The sequence below is a fragment of the Halomonas sp. G11 genome (assembly GCF_001663515.1).
GTDB lineage: Bacteria > Pseudomonadota > Gammaproteobacteria > Pseudomonadales > Halomonadaceae > Vreelandella.
Window position 1 is genome coordinate 39914 of the sequence record NZ_LYXG01000034.1, and the last position, 18506, is coordinate 58419.

General features: G+C 59.3%; 18 protein-coding genes. 7 read left to right on the top strand and 11 right to left on the bottom strand.

All coding sequences use genetic code 11. The features are described from left to right. Window positions 1–7: 7 nt before the first annotated feature. The 4 genes from ADS46_RS13180 to hemE all read right to left on the bottom strand — a co-directional run bounded on the left by ADS46_RS13180 (window position 8) and on the right by hemE (window position 4521). Window positions 8–1198, bottom strand: coding sequence for an amino acid ABC transporter permease (locus ADS46_RS13180; protein WP_066320823.1), 1191 nt, complete (start codon window positions 1196–1198; stop codon window positions 8–10). 91 nt (window positions 1199–1289) lie between these two features. Next, window positions 1290–2315, bottom strand: a complete 1026-nt coding sequence (locus ADS46_RS13185) for an amino acid ABC transporter substrate-binding protein (protein ID WP_066320825.1) — start codon at window positions 2313–2315, stop codon at window positions 1290–1292. Window positions 2316–2542: 227 nt separating this feature from the next. Then, window positions 2543–3409, bottom strand: coding sequence for a polyamine aminopropyltransferase (gene speE / locus ADS46_RS13190; RefSeq protein WP_066320827.1), 867 nt, complete (start codon window positions 3407–3409; stop codon window positions 2543–2545). Beyond that, complete coding sequence (hemE, locus tag ADS46_RS13195; protein ID WP_066320829.1) at window positions 3406–4521, bottom strand: uroporphyrinogen decarboxylase; 1116 nt, start codon at window positions 4519–4521, stop codon at window positions 3406–3408. The genes speE and hemE overlap by 4 nt, the downstream gene beginning before the upstream one ends. Window positions 4522–4749: 228 nt before the next feature. Here hemE and ribA point away from each other — a divergent pair, with 228 nt between their 5' ends. Next, on the top strand, window positions 4750–5385 hold the full coding sequence (ribA, locus tag ADS46_RS13200) for a GTP cyclohydrolase II (protein WP_066320830.1): 636 nt from the start codon (window positions 4750–4752) through the stop codon (window positions 5383–5385). Between the two features lie 23 nt (window positions 5386–5408). Then, the gene (gene trhA / locus ADS46_RS13205) at window positions 5409–6104 is read left to right on the top strand and encodes a PAQR family membrane homeostasis protein TrhA (RefSeq protein ID WP_066320832.1); all 696 of its coding nucleotides are present in this window, start codon (window positions 5409–5411) and stop codon (window positions 6102–6104) included. Here trhA and ADS46_RS13210 read toward each other — a convergent pair. The 6 genes from ADS46_RS13210 to ADS46_RS13235 all read right to left on the bottom strand — a co-directional run bounded on the left by ADS46_RS13210 (window position 6101) and on the right by ADS46_RS13235 (window position 11117). Next, the gene (locus tag ADS46_RS13210) at window positions 6101–6724 is read right to left on the bottom strand and encodes a glutathione S-transferase family protein (RefSeq protein ID WP_066320834.1); all 624 of its coding nucleotides are present in this window, start codon (window positions 6722–6724) and stop codon (window positions 6101–6103) included. The genes trhA and ADS46_RS13210 overlap by 4 nt on opposite strands. Then, window positions 6721–7098 (bottom strand): hypothetical protein, encoded by a 378-nt coding sequence (locus ADS46_RS13215; RefSeq protein WP_066320835.1) that lies wholly within the window; start codon window positions 7096–7098, stop codon window positions 6721–6723. The genes ADS46_RS13210 and ADS46_RS13215 overlap by 4 nt, the downstream gene beginning before the upstream one ends. A 73-nt stretch (window positions 7099–7171) precedes the next feature. Further along, a complete protein-coding gene (gene djlA, locus ADS46_RS13220) occupies window positions 7172–7933 on the bottom strand; it encodes a co-chaperone DjlA (RefSeq protein WP_066320836.1) in 762 nt (253 codons plus the stop codon). Window positions 7934–7963: 30 nt separating this feature from the next. Further along, complete coding sequence (gene dxs, locus ADS46_RS13225; protein WP_066320838.1) at window positions 7964–9901, bottom strand: 1-deoxy-D-xylulose-5-phosphate synthase; 1938 nt, start codon at window positions 9899–9901, stop codon at window positions 7964–7966. A gap of 41 nt (window positions 9902–9942) precedes the next feature. Continuing rightward, complete coding sequence (gene ispA, locus ADS46_RS13230) at window positions 9943–10836, bottom strand: (2E,6E)-farnesyl diphosphate synthase (RefSeq protein ID WP_066320839.1); 894 nt, start codon at window positions 10834–10836, stop codon at window positions 9943–9945. After that, window positions 10830–11117, bottom strand: a complete 288-nt coding sequence (locus tag ADS46_RS13235) for an exodeoxyribonuclease VII small subunit (protein ID WP_066320840.1) — start codon at window positions 11115–11117, stop codon at window positions 10830–10832. Before ADS46_RS13235 ends, ispA begins: the two co-directional genes overlap by 7 nt. 264 nt (window positions 11118–11381) lie before the next feature. Here ADS46_RS13235 and serA point away from each other — a divergent pair, with 264 nt between their 5' ends. Beyond that, the gene (gene serA / locus ADS46_RS13240) at window positions 11382–12626 is read left to right on the top strand and encodes a phosphoglycerate dehydrogenase (protein WP_066320841.1); all 1245 of its coding nucleotides are present in this window, start codon (window positions 11382–11384) and stop codon (window positions 12624–12626) included. A gap of 70 nt (window positions 12627–12696) precedes the next feature. Here serA and ADS46_RS13245 read toward each other — a convergent pair whose 3' ends face one another. Continuing rightward, window positions 12697–13386 (bottom strand): pirin family protein, encoded by a 690-nt coding sequence (locus ADS46_RS13245; protein ID WP_066320842.1) that lies wholly within the window; start codon window positions 13384–13386, stop codon window positions 12697–12699. Between the two features lie 196 nt (window positions 13387–13582). On the opposite strand from ADS46_RS13245, the gene ADS46_RS13250 reads away from it, so the two are divergent. The 4 genes from ADS46_RS13250 (at window position 13583) to ybiO (ending at window position 18455) form a co-directional block, all read left to right on the top strand. Beyond that, window positions 13583–14548, top strand: coding sequence for a rhodanese-related sulfurtransferase (locus ADS46_RS13250; protein WP_066320843.1), 966 nt, complete (start codon window positions 13583–13585; stop codon window positions 14546–14548). 139 nt (window positions 14549–14687) lie between these two features. Further along, window positions 14688–15512 carry an IclR family transcriptional regulator gene (locus tag ADS46_RS13255; protein ID WP_066320848.1) on the top strand — a complete coding sequence of 275 codons (825 nt, stop codon included), beginning with the start codon at window positions 14688–14690 and terminating at the stop codon, window positions 15510–15512. Beyond that, on the top strand, window positions 15512–15943 hold the full coding sequence (locus tag ADS46_RS13260) for a YqaA family protein (protein WP_066320849.1): 432 nt from the start codon (window positions 15512–15514) through the stop codon (window positions 15941–15943). Before ADS46_RS13255 ends, ADS46_RS13260 begins: the two co-directional genes overlap by 1 nt. Window positions 15944–16064: 121 nt before the next feature. Continuing rightward, complete coding sequence (gene ybiO, locus ADS46_RS13265; protein ID WP_066320850.1) at window positions 16065–18455, top strand: mechanosensitive channel protein; 2391 nt, start codon at window positions 16065–16067, stop codon at window positions 18453–18455. The last annotated feature ends 51 nt before the right edge of the window (window positions 18456–18506 follow it).

Here is an 18506-nt window from a genome sequence, read left to right on the forward strand (position 1 = left end):
CTCCGGCCTAGCGTTCGACAAGCGCAACGCGAGCGTTGAACCAGTTCATGAACATGGACACCAGCAAGCTGATGATCAGATAAACCGCCATGGTCATGGCAATCACTTCGATAGCCTGACCAGTCTGGTTGAGCGTGGTGCCAGCAAACACCGAGACCAGATCGGGGTAACCGATGGCGGTGGCCAGTGAGGAGTTCTTGATCAGGTTGAGGTATTGGCTGGTGAGCGGCGGAATAATGACCCGCAGGGCTTGGGGAATGATCACCAGACGCAGGACGAGTTTGCGCGGCAAGCTGAGTGCCTGAGCGGCTTCCGTTTGGCCATGGGGAATCGCCTGAATACCCGAGCGCACAATTTCGGCAATGAAGGAGGCGGTATAGATGGATAGTGCCAGCCACAATGCCAGGAATTCCGGGATGATGGTGATGCCCCCCGCGAAATTGAAGCCGCGCAGTTCGGGCATTTCCCAGGTCACCGGGACACCGGTGACAACCAGTATCAGCAATGGAAGGCCGAAAATAAGCACCAGCGATATCCAGAAAACCGGCAGGCGCTTGCCAGTTGCCTCGTGGCGGCGTTTATTCCACACCACCAGCGCGATGCTGGCAACAATGGCGACGACGAAGGTGGCGGGAATCAAGCCAAAGCCGGATTCAAACAGCGGCTCGGGCAGATACAGCCCTCGCACGTTCAGAAAAATCGCCTCGCCAAACGCCATGCTTTCCCGAGCGCTGGGCAGAGCCCGCAGTACCGCGAAGTACCAGAAGAAAATCTGCAGTAACAGCGGGATGTTACGAAACGTTTCGATGTAGGCGTTGGCCAGCTTAGCGATCAGCCAATTGGGCGACAGCCGCGCAATGCCGACAATAAAACCGATAATCGAGGCAGCCAGTACCCCCAATCCACCGACCAGCAGTGTGTTGAGCAGGCCTATGATGAAGGTGCGGCCGTAGCTGCTTTGCGAGGAGAACTCGATCAAGGTCTGACCAATACCGAAGCCGGCTGTATTGCTCAAAAAGCCAAAGCCGGTGGTGATACCGCGGGCATCCAGGTTGGCTTGGGTATTGCCGATAATATAAATCAGAAACGCCACAACGGCGGCGATTAGAATGATCTGGAAAATAAGCGCGCGCTTTGCGCGGTCTCGCCAGAACGGCGGCTTTTGGCCGACGGGGCGAGCGTTGGGTCTTACGGACATGGGTGGCGTCTCCGCGATACGGAAGGTCAATCAAATGGCCCGCCTATACCCTGGAAATAGGGAATGGCGGGCCAGGGGTCAAGCGAGACGCTTAGCGGATCGGCGGCGCGTACTGCACGCCACCGTCAGTCCACAGGGCGTTAACGCCGCGTTCAATCTCAAGCGGCGAATCCATGCCCACGTTACGGTCAAAGCTTTCAGCGTAGTTACCGACCTGGCTGATGATGTTATAAGCCCAATCGGCTTCCAAGCCCATTTCTTCGCCGTAGTTGCCGTCCTGGCCAAGCAGACGTGCGATGTTGGGATCTTCGGATTCGAGCATCTCATCGACGTTTTCACTAGAGATGCCGTATTCCTCGGCATTCAGCATGGCAAACAGCGACCATTTGACGATGTTGAACCAGGTGTCATCGCCTTGGCGAACGACCGGGCCCAGGGGCTCTTTGGAAATGACATCCGAAAGAATGACGGAGTCTTCCGGGTTCTCAAGCTGGATACGCAGGGCGGCCAGCTGAGAGGTATCGGAGGTCAGCACGTCGCAACGACCCGCCTGGTAACCACCTACCGTCTGTTCGGAGGTATCGAACACGATGGGGTTGAATTCCATATCGTTGGCGCGGAAATAATCGGCCAGGTTCAGTTCGGTGGTCGTACCGGACTGAATACAAATCGAGGCACCGTTGAGTTCGTCAACGCTGGAAATACCCAGGTCGCGAGCGACCATGAAGCCCTGACCATCGTAGAAGGTCACGCCGGTGAAGTTGAGACCCAGCGTTGTATCCCGCGTCGTGGTCCAGGTGGTGTTGCGTGACAGTACATCCACTTCGCCGGACTGCAGCGCCGTGAAGCGCTCTACGGCGTTGAGAGAAATGTAGTCGACCGCGTCGGCATCACCGAGGACGGCGGCGGCGACGGCACGGCAGACGTCGACGTCAAGGCCTTGCCAGTTGCCATCGTCGTCAGGAGCAGAAAAGCCGGGTAGGCCGTCACTCACGCCACAACGAACGGCGCCGTTATCCCGGGTATCTTCCAGCGTGTCAGCCTGAGCGGTTGTCATTCCCGCAAGGGTAATCGAACCAGCAGATACCAGCAGCGCCAAGTGTTTTTTCTTCAACATTTAGGTTCCCTCGAATTGTTTGAAATCTTTATGCATGCCGTAGCATGTCACTTAACCTAGCAAGGAAGATGCCAAAAGGGGTACAGCCGTTGATTCAGCGCTTTTCAACGCTAAATCGAACGTTTGATACGAACGTCTAGGTGCAAAAAAATAAAAATGCCCACCCTTCATGCACCTTTATGGGGCGACGAGGGGTGGGCAGTGATGCAAAGCGATCTCGGGCGGTATTATTCGGCGTCGAAGGCCCTGCGCATAAATGGCGGTAACGCCAGTGCGCCGCGATGGGCTTCCAGCGTATAGTACTCGAGCGGCAGGTCGTGGTTGGCAACTGCCTGCTCGCGAAAGGCGTTGACGTCGACGTTCTTGCCCGCCAGCGTCACGCTCCACCAGCCGGACGGATACACCGGCTGCGGGAAGGGCAGCGTGGCGACGCTGTCAAACCCCGCTTCCCGCATGTCGTTGCGCAATTCACGGATGATGGTGCCGCTGTGGTAAAGCGGTGATTCACTCTGCTGCACCATGACGCCGCCGTCTTTAAGGATGCGATGGCAGCGCTGCAAGAAATCGGTTTTAAACAGGCCCTCGGCAGGCCCCACCGGGTCAGTCGAGTCGATGATCAGCACATCGATGCTCTCGTCGGGGGTATCATCCACCCACTTGACCCCATCGGCAAACAGCAGCTCGGCGCGGGGGTCGTTATTCGATTCCACCAGCGTTGGAAAGAAACGCTCGGAGGCTTTGGTGACTTCTTCGTCGATATCGATCTGGGTAACGTGCTCGACCCCAGGGTGGCGCAATACTTCCTTGAGCGTACCGCAGTCGCCGCCCCCAATGATCACCACCCGCTTGGGATCCTGATGGGTGAACAAGGCCGGATGGGCAATCATCTCGTGATAGAGGAAGTTATCGCGGTCGGTGAGCATCACGCAGCCGTCCAGCACCAGCAGGTTGCCGTAGGTCTCGGTGGCGTAGACCTCCAGGTGCTGATAGGGGCTTTGCACATCCAGCAGTTTCTCAGTGACTTTCAGCGAGAAAGCACTGCCGTGGCTATCAAAGACTTCGGTAAACCACTGGTCGTCACGTAATTCGCTCATTGTGAGGCTCCCGGGTGCGCATCGTCCGATTGCGTCGCGATGCTCTGATGATATTGCGGGCTAAGGTCGTGCAGCGCTTCCATGAAGGCGGTGACATGGTCGGGGTTGGTGAACTGGCTGATGCCGTGGCCCAGGTTAAAGATATGCCCGGGGCCATGACCGTAGCTTTCCAGCACGCGGGCGACTTCGGCGCGGATCGCGGAAGGCCGCGCAAACAGCACGTTGGGGTCCAGATTACCCTGCAGCGCGACCTTGTGGCCGACCCGGGCGCGGGCATCGGAAAGCTCGGTGGACCAGTCGATGCCCACGGCATCGGACCCGGCACAAGCGATGTGTTCCAGCCACTGGCCGCCATTCTTGGTAAACAGAATCACCGGCACCCGGCGCCCGTCGTGCTCGCGGATCAAGCCGGCGACAATCTGCTCCATGTAGCGCAGCGAAAACTCGAGGTACGCCGGGGTGGTCAGCGCGCCGCCCCAGGTATCGAAGATCTGAACCGCCTGGGCGCCCGCACGGATTTGCGCGTTGAGGTAGTCGGTCACCGCATGGGCCAGGGTGTCCAGCAGCTGGTGCATGGTATCCGGCGTGTCGTAGAGCATGGTTTTCAGATGGCGGAAATCCTTGCTCGAACTGCCTTCGACCATGTAGGTGGCCAGCGTCCAGGGGCTGCCGGAGAAGCCGATCAACGGCATGCGGCCGTTCAGTTCACGGCGAATCGTGGACACCGCACGCATCACATAATCCAGGTCGCGCTCGGCATCGGGGACGCGGAGCGCGGCGACTTCCTCAGCGGTACGCACAGTCTTTTTGAATTTGGGGCCTTCACCGGTTTCGAAATACAGTCCCAGACCCATGGCGTCGGGGATTGTCAGGATATCCGAAAACAGGATGGCGGCATCCAGCGGGAAACGCTCAAGGGGCTGCAGCGTTACCTCGCAGGCCAGGTCATGGTTCTGGCACAGGTCCATGAAACTACCTGCATCGGCGCGTTTAGCGCGGTATTCCGGAAGGTAGCGGCCTGCCTGGCGCATCATCCACACCGGCGTGCGGTCAACGGGCTTGCGCGCCAGCGCGCGAAGAAAACGATCGTTTTGCAAAGGTGTGGGGTTCATAGACACTTGCTCTTGAGAAGTTTGCCCGCATTGTAGAGGAGCTATTGTACTGGAAGATAGACCGCAAGGCGGCGCGACCCATGGCAAAAATTGTCGCACCACGCCGATTTTTCTCGACGTTTTTCCGTCACGCTAATCGTGAGCCGACCGCCGCTTCCTGCTAAACTACACGACCATTTTGCCAACACTGGTGTGGTTAACTGGTTTGGTTAATCAGCGAGGTAACCTGTGACCATTCGCTTCATCGCCGCTTCACGCCTGCCCACGCCCTGGGCCACGTTCACTATGCATGGTTTCGAAGACGAAGCCACCGGCAAGGATCACATTGCCTTGACGTTGGGTGATGTGACCGGCGATGAACCGGTGTTGGGGCGTGTTCACTCGGAGTGCCTGACCGGTGACGCCTTGTTTTCGATGCGCTGTGACTGCGGCTATCAGCTACAGGAAGCGCTCAAGCGAATAGCCGAGGAAGGTCGTGGCGTACTGCTATACTTGCGTCAGGAAGGCCGTGGCATCGGCCTTCTGAATAAAATTCGCGCCTATCACCTGCAAGACCAGGGAGCCGATACCGTCGAGGCGAACGAGCAGTTGGGCTTTGGTGCCGATATGCGCCGCTATGACCTATGCGTGCCGATGCTTGATCATCTGGACATTACGTCATTGCGGTTGATGACCAACAACCCGCGCAAGGTCGATGCTCTGACCCGTGATGGTGTTAATGTGGTCGAGCGCTTGTCCATTACCACAGGGTTGAACCCCCACAACGAGCAGTACCTCACTACCAAGGCGGGCAAGCTGGGGCACATGATGGTGCTGGATGATTTTACCCAGGCAAGCGACGTGGATATTGAGCGCAAGGGGTGATGTGTCGGTCAGGAGCGCCCAGAATGGCTACCTTTCGTGATGAACAGCATGAAAAACCCTTGGCTGAGGGTAAATTCAGCGTTATCGAAGAGCGCCTGAATAGCATCTCCCACGGGCTGGGGGCGGTGCTCAGTCTGATCGGTATGGTCGTGTTGTTGGTGTTGGCGAGCCTGGCGGCCCACGTAGACCCCTGGAAGATCGTCAGCCTGAGTCTCTATGGGACGACGCTGATTCTACTGTATACCGCCTCGACCCTTTACCACGGCATCCCCCATCGGCGCTGGAAGCAGCGCTTTCAACTGCTTGATCACTGTGCGATCTACCTGCTGATTGCCGGTACGTACACGCCCTTTCTGCTTGTCAACATGCGCGGCCCTACGGGCTGGGGACTGTTTACCGCCGTTTGGTCGCTGGCGCTGGTGGGAATTGCCTGCAAACTGCTTTGGCCCCAGCGCCTGGCGGTACTGCGCGTTCTGATTTACCTGCTCATGGGCTGGATGATCGTACTGGCTTCAGAGGAAATGGCGGCGAGTCTGTCGTCGACGGGTATTGTACTATTGGCCACTGGAGGCGTCGTCTACACCCTGGGCGTTATCTTTTACGCCGTGAATGCCATCCCCTTCAACCATGCCATTTGGCATCTGTTCGTGATCGCGGGCAGCGCCTGCCACTACGCGGCTATTTTCAGCACCGTTCTGCCTCACGCTACCAACGCTTAACTTTCAGCCGCCGCTTTTTCACGCGCGATGGCGCGAGCCATTGCCGGGCGCTTGGCGTGGCGTTCACGGTAGGCAATAAACGGATCCGGCAGGCGATGTTTCATACTGGCGGCCCAGCTTAGCGTGTGAGTCAGAAACAGATCTGCCAGGGTAAAGGTATCCCCCACCAATGTTTCCTGGCCCTGATAACGCCGTTCCAGCGCTTTCATGGCACGCTGAAACTCCCAGGCACAGGTGGGTAGAATGGCGGGAATGCGTTTATCCGTGGGCAAGGCAAACTGGTGCTTGGCCTGATTCCACAGTGGCTGCTCCAGTTCGGTGACGATAAAGCTCAGCCATTGATCGACCTGCGCCCGTTGGATGGCGTTGTCGGGGAGCAAGTGGCCATTGCCATGCTGTTCGGCCAAATAGCGGCATATGGGCAGCGACTCAAACAGCATGACCTCGCCGTCGTCGAGTACCGGTACTTTTCCGTCGGGGTGGCGGGCCAAGTGCTCCGGGGTCTGGCCTTCGCCCTGATCCAGCGCGACGTGCTGGCATCGGTACTCAAGGCCCAGTTCCTCGAGCGTCCAGGTGGCTCTCAGGGAGCGAGAGTTAGGAAAGCTATAAAGTGTAATCATGGGGCATCGCTGATTGTGCCGTAACCGGCCACTTCATCGTCTTTGATCCATTCGATCTTGCCTTCATTGTTGCGGCGGACACCATAGCAGTCAATGTCATCACCGCCATAATCGAAGCACATGGTGTCATCAACAATGGTGGCCTCTCCAGAATAGCCGTCGCCCACAATTTCGCCATCGGGAAGATAGACTTCGCTGTAAGCTTCACCGCCAGCCATCTCGCCTTGTACCTGGTTTCCCCATACCAGCTCACGAATTTCTTCGCCGGAAAGTCGTTCGCCTTCGCTATCGGCGTTTGCAAAAGCGCTTGCTGATAGTGTGCTTAGTGCTGCCGCCAGGCAGATCCCGGTGATGCTAGAAACTTGTACACGCATGATATGAAGCCTTTGCTTTGAAGTGGTGTGTACAACATTAGCCGAGATAACCGGCAATTGCGAATAGACAAGGTTACTGGCCCCTTGCCTCGCGGATACGTTCATAGGCGTTACTGATCTCGCTGGTGCGCGCCTGGGCCACTTCGCGCATGCTTTCGGGCAACCCTTTGCCGGCCAGTTTGTCCGGATGGTTCTGGCTCATCAGGCGGCGGTAGGCCTTCTTGACCTCGGCATCGCTGGCGTCCTCTGAAACCCCCAGCACCCGGTAAGCGTCCTTGAGGGCTTCTTCGCTGGCGCCCTGCGAATTGGCAGCGGCGCCGTGCAACATGGCTTCGATCTGCTGGACCTCGGTCTCGCTACAGCCCACGCCACGGGCGACGCGCAGAATCATCTCGTGTTCGGCGTCATGCAGAACGCCGTCCGCGGCAATGGCCGACAGCTGCACCTGGAGAAACACCTGACGCATGACGGGCTGATGCCGGGTGAGGCGGTTGACGCTGGCAAGCTCGGCGTCCAGGTCAAAGTCGTCGCCGCGGCCGCGTTCAAAGGCGGCGCGTGCCCGGGTGCGTTGTTCACCCTGCAGGCGCATCTGGTCGAAGAGTTTCTCGGCGACGTCCAGTTCGCCGTCGGTTACCTTACCGTCGGCTTGGCACAGGCAACCCATGACCGAAAAGATCGAGTCCAGAAAGCCTTCCTGGATGCGCATCCGCGCCACATTCAGACGCCGCTTGATACGTCGCCCCAGCCACCAGCCCAGGCCGCCACCCACCAGCAGGCCAATGGGGCCGCCGAAAGCGAGGCCGATAAGCGCAAAGATAACAATCAGAAATAACATGGCAGTCTCTAACGTTGATAAATAAAAAGATTACGGCAGTCGGGCACGAATCGCGCGTTCGATGCCGTCGGCATCCAGGCCGCAGTCACGCAGCAGCTCGGCAGGGGTGCCGTGTTCCACAAAGGCGTCCGGCAAGCCGAGGTTGAGCACTTCGACTTGAACGCCTTCGGCATGCAGGAGCTCATTGACGGCGCTTCCGGCACCACCGGCGATGACGTTTTCTTCCAGCGTGACCAGCAATTCATGTTCGTCGGCGGCGTGTAGCACGGCATCGCGGTCCAGCGGTTTGATGGAGCGCATATTGATGAGTGTGGCATCGAGTGTTTCAGCCACCTCGGCGGCGGCACTGTTCACGCTGCCAAAGGCGAGTAACGCAATGCTGGGGCCGTTGCCTGAGGACTTGCGGCGCACTTCGGCCTGGCCAATGGGCAGCGCTTCCAGGTGCTCGGGAATCGCCACGCCCGGGCCGGTGCCACGCGGGTAGCGCACGGCGGCAGGGCCCGGGTGATGGTAAGCCGCACTGAGCATGGCGCGACACTCGGCTTCATCCGCGGGCGCCAGAATCACCATGCCGGGTACACAGCGCAGAAAGGACAAGTCCATGCTGCCATGGTGGGTGGGCCCGTCTTCGCCGACCAGGCCTGCGCGGTCGATGGCAAAGGTGACGTCCAGACTTTGTACCGCCACGTCATGGATCAGCTGGTCGTAGCCGCGCTGCAGAAAGGTAGAGTAAATGGCCACCACAGGCTTCATGCCTTCGCAGGCCATGCCTGCCGCGAGGGTGACGGCGTGTTGTTCGGCAATCGCCACATCAAAGTAGCGCTCGGGATACTCCTTGGAGAAACGTATCAGGTCAGAGCCTTCGCGCATCGCCGGGGTAATCCCCATCAGGCGCTCATCGGCGGCGGCCATGTCGCACACCCAGTCGCCGAACACGTTGCAGTATTTTTTCTTGGCCACTTTTTTAGCGGCGCTTTTGGGGGCCTCTGGCGGGGCGGTCGGCGTTTGATGAGCGGTCGCGCTGGGCTTTTCCAGCTTGGTAATCGCATGGTAGCCAATCTGGTCGGCTTCGGCAGGTAAAAAGCCTTTGCCCTTGACGGTTTTGATGTGCAAAAACTGCGGGCCGTCGAGGTCGCGCAGGGTTTCCAGCGTCTCGGTGAGTGTCTCGAGGTCATGACCGTCGATGGGGCCGACGTAGTTGAAGCCCATCTCTTCAAACAGCGTGGCGGGGCTGACCATGCCTTTCATGTGCTCTTCAGTGCGCCGGGCAAGCTCCAACGCGCCGGGAAGGTGTGAGAGCACCTTTTTGCCTTCTTCACGCATCTTTAGATAGGGCTTGCTGGAAAGCACGCGGGCCAGGTAAGTCGCCATGCCGCCGACGTTTTCGGAGATCGACATCTCGTTATCATTGAGGATGACCAGCATGTTGGCATCCACGTGCCCCGCATGGGTAAGGGCTTCAAACGCCATGCCGGCACTCAGGGCGCCGTCGCCGATAATCGCGCAGACGCGGCGTGGCTTGTTCTGGGCCTGGGCGGCAAGCGCCATGCCCAGCGCGGCAGAAATCGAGGTGCTGGAATGGCCGACGCCGAAGGTATCGTAATCGGACTCGGTGCGGCGCGGAAACGCCGCGAGACCGCCATGCTGGCGAATGCTGAGCATGGCGTCGCGCCGCCCGGTGAGAATCTTGTGCGGGTAGGCCTGATGACCTACGTCCCATACCAGACGGTCGTCGGGCGTGTCGAACGCATGGTGTAGCGCCACGCTCAGCTCTACCACCCCGAGGCCTGCGCCAAAGTGGCCGCCGGACACGCCAACGCTGTAAAGCAGGTAGGCGCGCAGCTCATCTGCCAACTGGGCAAGCTGCTTGGCGTTCATGGCCCGCAGGGCTGCGGGGTGGTCAAAGGAGTCGAGCAGCGGCGTTGCCGGGCGCTCGCGGGGTATTTCGTCGAACAGCTTCATGGGCATGTTTTCATAGACGTGGTGTTGGATAGTGGCATGGACATCGCTTAGTGGTCGCGCTCGATCATGTAGCGGGCTAGATCGGCCAATGGTGCGGCGTGTTCGCCCAGCGGAGCAAGGGCGGCGATAGCCTCGTCAATTAGAGCCTGGGCTTTTTGCTGTGCGCCTTCGAGCCCCAGTAAACCGGGGTAAGTGGGCTTGGCGCGAGCAGCATCGGCCCCTGAAATCTTGCCGAGCGTGGCCGTGTCACCAGTCACGTCGAGGATATCGTCATGAATCTGGAAGGCTAGTCCAATGGCGCGTGCGTAGCGAATCAGCGCCTGTAGCCGGGTGTCTTGCTCGTCAACGGCTGTGAGCCCGCCCAACTGGACGGCGGCAACGATCAGCGCGCCGGTCTTGTGGGCATGCATGTGCTCCAGGGCTTCGACATTGGGATGGTTGCCGACGGCGGCGAGATCCAACGCCTGGCCAGCCACCATGCCATGACGGCCAGCGGCGCTGGCAAGGGTGGCCACCAGGCTGCCCAGCCGCGGGTGCCCTGTACGGGCCAGCACTTCAAACGCCAGTGCCTGAAGGGCATCGCCTGCCAGGATGGCGGTGGCTTCATCGAAGGCCTTATGGACCGTTGGCTGGCCGCGGCGCAGGTCGTCGTCGTCCATGGCGGGCAGGTCGTCGTGGATCAGCGAATAGGCATGGATCAGCTCGATGGCGGCGGCAGGTGCGTCGAGCGCGTCGTCGCTGGCCCCCAGCGCCCGGCCAGCCAGATACACCAGCAGCGGGCGTAGCCGCTTGCCACCCACCAGCAAGCCATGGCGCATGGCGGCTTCCAGGCGTGGCTCGGTAGCCGGTTGCGCATCGAATAGCGCGGCCAGGGTGGCGTCAACGCGCGTATTGCTTGTGTCACGTAACCTAACCAGCCCAGCGGCGGCGGGCGCTACCATGGCGGCGTCTCCTTGTTGCTGTCGTCAGGGTCTTCCGTGGGCGCGTCTGGGCCGTCAAAAGGGGTAACGTTCAGGCGACCATCGTTGTCTTCGCTAAGGGCGCGAACCTTCAACTCGGCGTTATCCAGGCGTTGCTGGGCATCACGGGTAAGTCGAACGCCTCGCTCGAAGGCGGTTAATGCATCCTCCAATGAGAGTTCACCAGATTCGAGTCGTTCCACGATCGTTTCGAGCTGCTCGACCGTGGTGGCAAAGTCTTGTGGGGGTGTGGTGTCGCTCATTGGGCCATGCCTACCGTTTTCCTGACGCCCTGACCGGGCGGCGCGTGTGTCTGCAGAGAGTCGGCCAACAGTATACACCGAGGGCAGGGGGTGACGTCTGCCCTCAAGGCGCTGCCAGAGAGACGACTTGTGCCGCGTTCATCTTGACAACGCACACTTTTCATCATGCCAGCCCAGCGTGAGCACAGGCGAATATGCTACCATACGGGCCTTCCGTGAACCGTTACACGGCGCACGCCGCCGATCATAGAGGTTGATTCAGCCATGGCCAAAACGTCCCTGGACAAGAGCAAGATAAAGATCCTGCTGCTCGAGGGCGTCCACCAAAGCGCGGTGGACAATTTTCAAAACGCAGGTTATGAAAACATCGAGCATCTGCCCACATCGCTGGATGAAGAGGCGCTGATCGAGAAGATCCGCGACGTTCACTTCATCGGTATTCGTTCTCGTACTCAACTGAACGAGCGCGTGTTCGCAGCGGCAGAAAAGCTGGTGGGCGTTGGCTGTTTCTGCATTGGCACCAATCAGGTCGACCTCGACGCGGCGCTCAAGCGCGGGATTGCGGTATTCAACGCGCCGTATTCCAACACCCGCTCAGTCGCTGAGTTGGTACTCGCCGAAGCCATCATGCTGCTGCGCGGCATCCCGGAGAAAAACGCCCGGGCCCACCAGGGCGGCTGGTTGAAATCGGCGAAAAACTCCCACGAAGCCCGCGGCAAAACGCTGGGCATCGTGGGGTATGGCAGCATTGGCGCGCAGCTTTCCGTGCTGGCCGAGTCGTTGGGCTTCAACGTCATTTATTACGATGTCATCACCAAGCTGGGCATGGGCAACGCCAACCAGGTGGCCAGCCTTGAAGAGTTGTTGGGACGTGCCGATGTGGTCAGCCTGCACGTGCCTGACCTGGCGTCCACCCGTTGGATGGTAGGCGAAAAAGAAATCGCTGCTATGAAACCCGGTGCCATCCTGATCAACGCCTCGCGGGGCAGCGTGGTGGAAATCGAGCCGCTGGCGCAAGCGATCAAGGCGGGCAGGCTGAACGGGGCGGCGATCGATGTGTTCCCCGTCGAGCCGAAGGGCAACGCCGAGGAGTTCGAAAGCCCGCTACGCGGCCTGGAAAACGTCATCCTCACGCCGCATATTGGCGGCTCGACCCTGGAAGCCCAGGAAAATATCGGCATCGAGGTGTCGGAAAAACTGATCACCTATTCCGATAACGGCACCACGGTGACCTCGGTCAACTTCCCCGAAGTGGCGCTGCCCGCGCACCCGGACAAGCACCGTCTGCTGCACATTCACGACAACGTGCCCGGCGTCCTGTCGCAGATCAACCGCGTATTGTCCGAAAACGGCATCAATATCTCGGGCCAGTACCTGCAAACCAACGACAAGGTTGGCTACGTGGTCATCGACGTGGACAAAGCCTACGGCCCCCAGGCGCTGGAAGCGTTGAAGCAGGTCGACCATACGCTGAAGATTCGCGTGCTTTACTCGGCGCAGAATAGTTAATCGCATCAGCGGTCATTAACACCAAAACGGCCCCAGTGGGGCCGTTTTGCATGGTGCTTGGTTCAGTGACTTAGGCCAAATCAAACAGCAACACTTCCCCCGCCTTCTTGCCGGTAAGCGTGAACGTTTCGTCCGGTTGAAAGGCCGCGGCATCGCCTGCGCTCAGCGTCTCGCCGTTGACCTCCATTTCACCGTTTACCACATGCAGCCAGGCATAACGGGTACTCGGTGTATTTGCCTGTTCGCCTTCATTAAACAAGGCGCTATACAGGTTAACGTCCTGGTTCACGCTTACCGAGCCATCCTGGCCGTCAGGTGATACGACCAGCCGCCACTGGCCCTGCCGCTCGGCGTGCGGAAAGGCTTTCTGTTCGTAGCTTGGCGCAATACCGCGTTTGGCCGTTTCGATCCAGATTTGCAGGAAGTGGAGGCCGTTTTCCTTGGAGTGGTTGAACTCGCTGTGCAGCACGCCGGTGCCTGCTGACATGCGCTGGACGTCCCCCGGGCGCATCACTTCGCCGTTGCCCATGTTGTCCTGATGGGCCATTTCGCCTTCGAGCACATAGGAGATGATCTCCATATCCCGGTGGGGGTGAGCGCCGAAGCCGTGGCCGGGGGATACGCGATCTTCATTGATCACCCGCAGGGCACGAAAGCCCATGTGGTCAGGGTCCATGTAATTGGCAAACGAGAACGTATGGTAGGAACGTAGCCAGCCATGGTCGGCGTAGCCCCGCTCGTTTGAACGACGGATCTTCATCATAAGCTCCAGAGTGTTGGGAGAATGATGATTAATATACGCCTGCTGACTGAGGGTGTGGGGTGAAGGTTTCTCAACGATCAGATCGAATAAATCGACGTATCAGAGAGGGCGCCTTGTGCCCGACTTTTTGCTAAAATGCGCCCGTTAATTCACCTGGTCCGCCTTTTACGGGGGCGACTACCTGGAGTTCGTCATGTCAGTACCTACGTCATCAACTACGTCATCACCGCGTATTGTGGTCGCGGCGTTATATAAGTTTGTCACCCTGAACGACTTTGAAGCGCTGCGTGAACCGCTGCGCCAGACCATGCTGAACAACGGCGTGAAGGGCACGCTGCTGCTTGCCAAAGAGGGCATCAACGGCACGGTTGCCGGTACCCGCGAGGGCATCGATGCGCTTCTCGCCTGGTTGACCGCCGACCCGCGGCTAAGCGACATCGACCATAAAGAATCGTTTTGCGACGAACCGCCGTTCTACCGCACCAAGGTGAAACTGAAAAAAGAGATCGTCACCCTGGGCGTTCCGAACGTCGACCCTAACGACACCGTGGGCACTTACGTCGAGCCGGAGCAATGGAACGACATTATTGCCGATCCGGAAGTGCTGGTTATCGATACGCGCAACGACTATGAAGTGGAGATCGGTAGCTTTGAAGGCGCCGTCGATCCCAAGACCACGACCTTCCGTGAGTTCCCTGAATATGTGCGCGAGCACTACGACCCGGCGAAGCATAAAAAAGTCGCCATGTTCTGTACCGGCGGTATCCGCTGCGAAAAAGCCTCCAGCTTCATGCTCAAGGAAGGTTTCGACGAGGTCTATCACCTCAAGGGCGGTGTGCTGAATTACCTGGAGAAAGTCCCCGAGGAGCAGTCGCTGTGGCGTGGCGAGTGCTTCGTTTTTGATAACCGGGTGACCGTCCGCCATGACTTGAGCGAAGGCGAGTTTGAACAGTGCCATGCCTGCCGTCGGCCGATCTCCGCAGAAGATATGCAGTCATCCGCTTATGAGCCCGGTATCAGCTGCCCCCACTGCATCGACTCGCTGCCCGAGAAAACCCGCGCGGCGGCGCGCGAGCGTCAGCGCCAGATCGACCTCGCCAAAGCCCGTGGCGAACCCCATCCATTGGGCCGTGATATGCGTAAAGCGTCGTCTATTTAGTTGCTTAGCGGCGAACTGGTGGTGATGGAATTCGTTTCCGTAAGCGCGACAGCGGCCGCACAGGCACGTTATCCTTACGCTCTTTGCGCCTACCTATAAGTAGAGGTGCCTTCAGGAGAGCTTTTCAGGAGAGAGCCAGGTGAGTGACGTAAAGCGCAGGACCGTTGGCCGCCCGGCCAATTCGGCCAAAGCAGGCGGTGGGCACAGCCAGTCGTTGGTGCGTGGGTTAAATCTGCTGGAGTACCTGGCCAGCAGCCCCGAGGGCTTGGCGCTTTCCGCCCTGGCGGAAATGGCCGATCTCGCGCCCTCGACGACCCACCGTTTGCTTCAGGCGCTGCAGAGTCAGGGCTTCGTCACTCAGGAGAATGAACAGGGCCTGTGGCGTATTGATGTCAAGACGTTCCGCATCGGCAACAGTTTTCTCGAAGCGCGGGATGTGGTCGCCACCAGCCGTCCGTTCTTACGTCGCCTGACAGCCGAGACCGGCGAAACCGCCAACCTGGGCATCCGCGATGCTGATACTGCGGTGTTTCTTGCCCAGCATGAGTCGCCGCAGATGATGCGCATGATTACCCGGCTAGGCTCGCGGGCACCCTTGCACGCCTCCGGTGTCGGCAAGGCCTTGCTGGCCTGGATGCCCGAGGACGAACGCGCCCAGCTGCTCGCTAAAGGCGAACTGCCCCGGGTGACCGAAAACACCTTTTACCAGCCCGACACCCTGCTCGACGAGATGCAGCGTATACGTGACCAGGGCTTTGCCTGCGACCGTGAGGAGCATGCGATTGGCCTGCATTGCGTGGCGGCATGCGTCAATGACGAGCATGGCATGCCCCTGGCAGCCATTTCGGTGTCTGGTCCCGTGGCGCGCATCCCTGAGGTTCGGCTGCTGGAACTGGGCGCGCTGGTGCGCCGCGTGGCGGATGAGATTACGCTGCAGCTGGGTGGTCAACTCCCCGCGTCCTGATGCTGAGTCTTTTTTGGGTAGCGCTGCTCAGTGCCACCTTGCTGCCCGGCGGGTCGGAGGTCTGGCTCGCGCGACAATGGTGCCAGGGCCATTCGGTCCTGGCATTATGGTGTGTCGCCACGGCTGGCAATACCTTGGGCAGCCTGGTCAATGTGGCCTTGGGCCGATACGCACGGCGCTTTCAGGATCGTCGCTGGTTTCCGGCTTCCCCCGCGCAGCTGGCCCGTGCAGAGCGATGGTACCAGCGCGTTGGCGAAGCGAGCCTGTTGCTGTCCTGGCTGCCGATCATTGGCGATCCGTTGACCGTCGTGGCCGGCGTATTACGCTTGCCCTGGTGGCGCGCGCTGGCATGGATACTGGTCGCCAAAGGTGCCCGCTATGCGCTGATACTCGGTTTGGCAGCGTCCTGGCTCGGGCCTTTGTGCAGGTAATCATGTTAAGCTCAATATCCTATACAATGCTTATATGTTCCTTGGCATGTATGATTAGTCGCAACAATCAGCTCAGCCGTCAGGTTGATGCAACGACTCACCATCAAAGGGAGGTTACGGTGTGACGCCACTACGTTTATTACCCTGGCTCAGCGTCTGGCTGCTAGCGCTGATGACGCTGTTTGCTGCGCCCGTGTTTGCGCAAAGCAGTACACCCAGTGAAGGTGGCAGCGACGGGGCAGAGACCACTGAACCGCAGACCTATGAATCCCTGGCGAACTTACTCGAAGACGAGCAGGCTCGCCAGGAACTCATCGACTTGCTACGCAGCCAGGCGTCAGAGGTAGCCGAGTCGTCGGAGCAACCCGGGGGCGCTGCGCAGGGCAGTGATATCGCTCCCGAGGATGTGTCGCTGCCGCGCCAACTGGCTCAATTGACCAGCAACGTCGTCGGCGACGTCGGCGGTCAACTCGAGCAAATAGCGCTGCTGGTGCGTAGCCTCTTTGTCGGGGGAGGTGAGAGCGTCTTCGACATGGCGATTTTCATGTCCGCGGCCATCAACCTGGGCATCGTGATCGCCGCCACTTTCGCCATGTTTTTCATTTTCCGCCGTTTCGCCAAGCCGCTTTTCACTAAAATCAGTGGCTGGTCACAGCAGGGGGCCGGGCTGACGCCCGTGCTGCGCCTGGTCGTTTGCGTGGCGATTGCCGCCGTGATCGATGTACTGCTGGTGGCGCTTGCCTATGTGGGCGGTAACCTTGTCGCCACCTTTGCGGTCGGCGAAGTTGGCGACCTCTCCACCCGGGCATCGCTGTTTCTCAACGCCTTTTTAATCATTGAGCTACTGAAAGCTGCGGTGCGGATGCTGTTTTCCTCGCGCTATGAAGGGCTGCGGCTGCTGCCGATTTCAGCGCAGGAAGCCTCCTACTGGAACCGCTGGTTGGCCCGCCTGATTGGCATGGTGGGGTACGGCCTGATGGTCGTGGTGCCGCTGGTCAACTTCTATGTGTCGGCGGCCATTGGTCAGGCGGTCGGTACCTTGATCATGCTGCTGGCGTTTATCTATGCCGTGGCGGTGGTGCTGAAAAACCGCGTGCGCCTGCGCGACAACCTCAATGCTATCGGGACACGCTCCTCCTTGGCGGCTAGCCGTGTATCGCTTCAGCTGTTTGCGCGCACCTGGCACTTTTTCGCACTGCTCTATTTCCTGATGGTGTTTGTGCTGACGCTGGTTCGCCCAGGCGATGCCTTGCCGTTTGTGCTGTTTGCGACGCTCAAGACCCTGGCAGCGGTTGTCGTAGGACTCTTGGTGTCGTCGTTCCTGACGCAGACCATTGGCCGCCGTATTCAGCTCTCGCCTGATATGCGCCGCAAGCTGCCGATGTTGGAAAAACGCCTTAATAGCTACGTGCCCAATGCGCTGCGTATTCTGCGCACGGTGATTGTGGTGGCGGTGATCATGGTGGTGCTGGATGCCTGGGGCGCCTTTGATCTGGCCGCCTGGTATGCCTCCGAAGCCGGGGCTGGCCTGGTCAGCAAACTAATCAGCGTCGCGATTATCCTGATCGTGGCCATTGGCGCCTGGCTGGGGCTTGCCAGCCTGATCGAGCACAAGCTCAACCCGGATACCGGTGTGGGCGAGCCCACCGCCCGTGCGAAAACGCTGCTCAGCCTGTTCCGCAACGCACTGGCCATCGCCATGGTGACGATTACCGGCATGATCGTGCTATCGGAAATCGGCATCAATATCGGCCCGCTGATAGCCGGTGCCGGTGTGCTTGGCCTGGCAATTGGTTTCGGTGCGCAAAAACTGGTTCAGGATGTCATCACCGGCGTCTTCATCCAGGTGGAAAACGCCATGAATACCGGCGATGTGGTCACCGTTGGTGGCATTACCGGCACGGCGGAAAAACTCAGTATCCGCTCGGTGGGTATCCGTGATCTTAGCGGCACCTTCCATATCGTGCCGTTCTCCAGCGTCGATACGGTCTCCAACTACATGCGCGAGTTCGGTAACCACGTCGGCGAGTACGGCATTGCCTATCGCGAAAGTATTGACGATGCGATCGAGCAACTGAAAGTCGCGTTCGAGGACCTCAAGGCCAGCGAAGAGCATGGCCACAAGCTGCTCGAAGATATGACCGTTGCTGGTGTCATCGCGCTGGCGGACAGCTCGGTCAATATCCGTGTGGTCATCAAGACCACGCCTGGCGACCAGTGGGCGGTTGGGCGCGCGTATAACCGTTTCGTCAAGCTACGCTTCGATGAAGCCGGTATCGAGATACCCTTCCCGCATACCACGCTGTACTTCGGCGAAAACAAGGACGGTAGCGCACCGCCCGCAAACGTCCGGGTTATCGACTCCACCGCCGAGGAAACAGACGGCAAGCAGACTCCCCGCCAAGACGCTGGGGAACAGCAACCGGCATCCCATCAGGATGTACAGCAGACGTCGGATTCGGATCACATCAAGCCCGACCACGACGACGTTGATACGCCTGACGGACGCTAAACGCCGCATCGTAATACGCAAAGGGGCTGCCCGCTGGCAGCCCCTTTGCTT

Bases quoted from the DNA above. Each gene is read 5' to 3' on its own strand.
- ADS46_RS13210 (WP_066320834.1), bottom strand. From the start codon at position 6,724: ATGATTACACTTTATAGCTTTCCTAACTCTCGCTCCCTGAGAGCCACC.
- djlA (WP_066320836.1), bottom strand. From the start codon at position 7,933: ATGTTATTTCTGATTGTTATCTTTGCGCTTATCGGCCTCGCTTTCGGC.
- ADS46_RS13180 (WP_066320823.1), bottom strand. From the start codon at position 1,198: ATGTCCGTAAGACCCAACGCTCGCCCCGTCGGCCAAAAGCCGCCGTTC.
- dxs (WP_066320838.1), bottom strand. From the start codon at position 9,901: ATGCCCATGAAGCTGTTCGACGAAATACCCCGCGAGCGCCCGGCAACG.
- ADS46_RS13245 (WP_066320842.1), bottom strand. From the start codon at position 13,386: ATGAAGATCCGTCGTTCAAACGAGCGGGGCTACGCCGACCATGGCTGG.
- ADS46_RS13235 (WP_066320840.1), bottom strand. From the start codon at position 11,117: ATGAGCGACACCACACCCCCACAAGACTTTGCCACCACGGTCGAGCAG.
- ADS46_RS13250 (WP_066320843.1), top strand. From the start codon at position 13,583: ATGTCAGTACCTACGTCATCAACTACGTCATCACCGCGTATTGTGGTC.
- hemE (WP_066320829.1), bottom strand. From the start codon at position 4,521: ATGAACCCCACACCTTTGCAAAACGATCGTTTTCTTCGCGCGCTGGCG.
- ispA (WP_066320839.1), bottom strand. From the start codon at position 10,836: ATGGTAGCGCCCGCCGCCGCTGGGCTGGTTAGGTTACGTGACACAAGC.
- speE (WP_066320827.1), bottom strand. From the start codon at position 3,409: ATGAGCGAATTACGTGACGACCAGTGGTTTACCGAAGTCTTTGATAGC.
- ADS46_RS13185 (WP_066320825.1), bottom strand. From the start codon at position 2,315: ATGTTGAAGAAAAAACACTTGGCGCTGCTGGTATCTGCTGGTTCGATT.
- serA (WP_066320841.1), top strand. From the start codon at position 11,382: ATGGCCAAAACGTCCCTGGACAAGAGCAAGATAAAGATCCTGCTGCTC.
- ADS46_RS13215 (WP_066320835.1), bottom strand. From the start codon at position 7,098: ATGCGTGTACAAGTTTCTAGCATCACCGGGATCTGCCTGGCGGCAGCA.
- trhA (WP_066320832.1), top strand. From the start codon at position 5,409: ATGGCTACCTTTCGTGATGAACAGCATGAAAAACCCTTGGCTGAGGGT.
- ADS46_RS13260 (WP_066320849.1), top strand. From the start codon at position 15,512: ATGCTGAGTCTTTTTTGGGTAGCGCTGCTCAGTGCCACCTTGCTGCCC.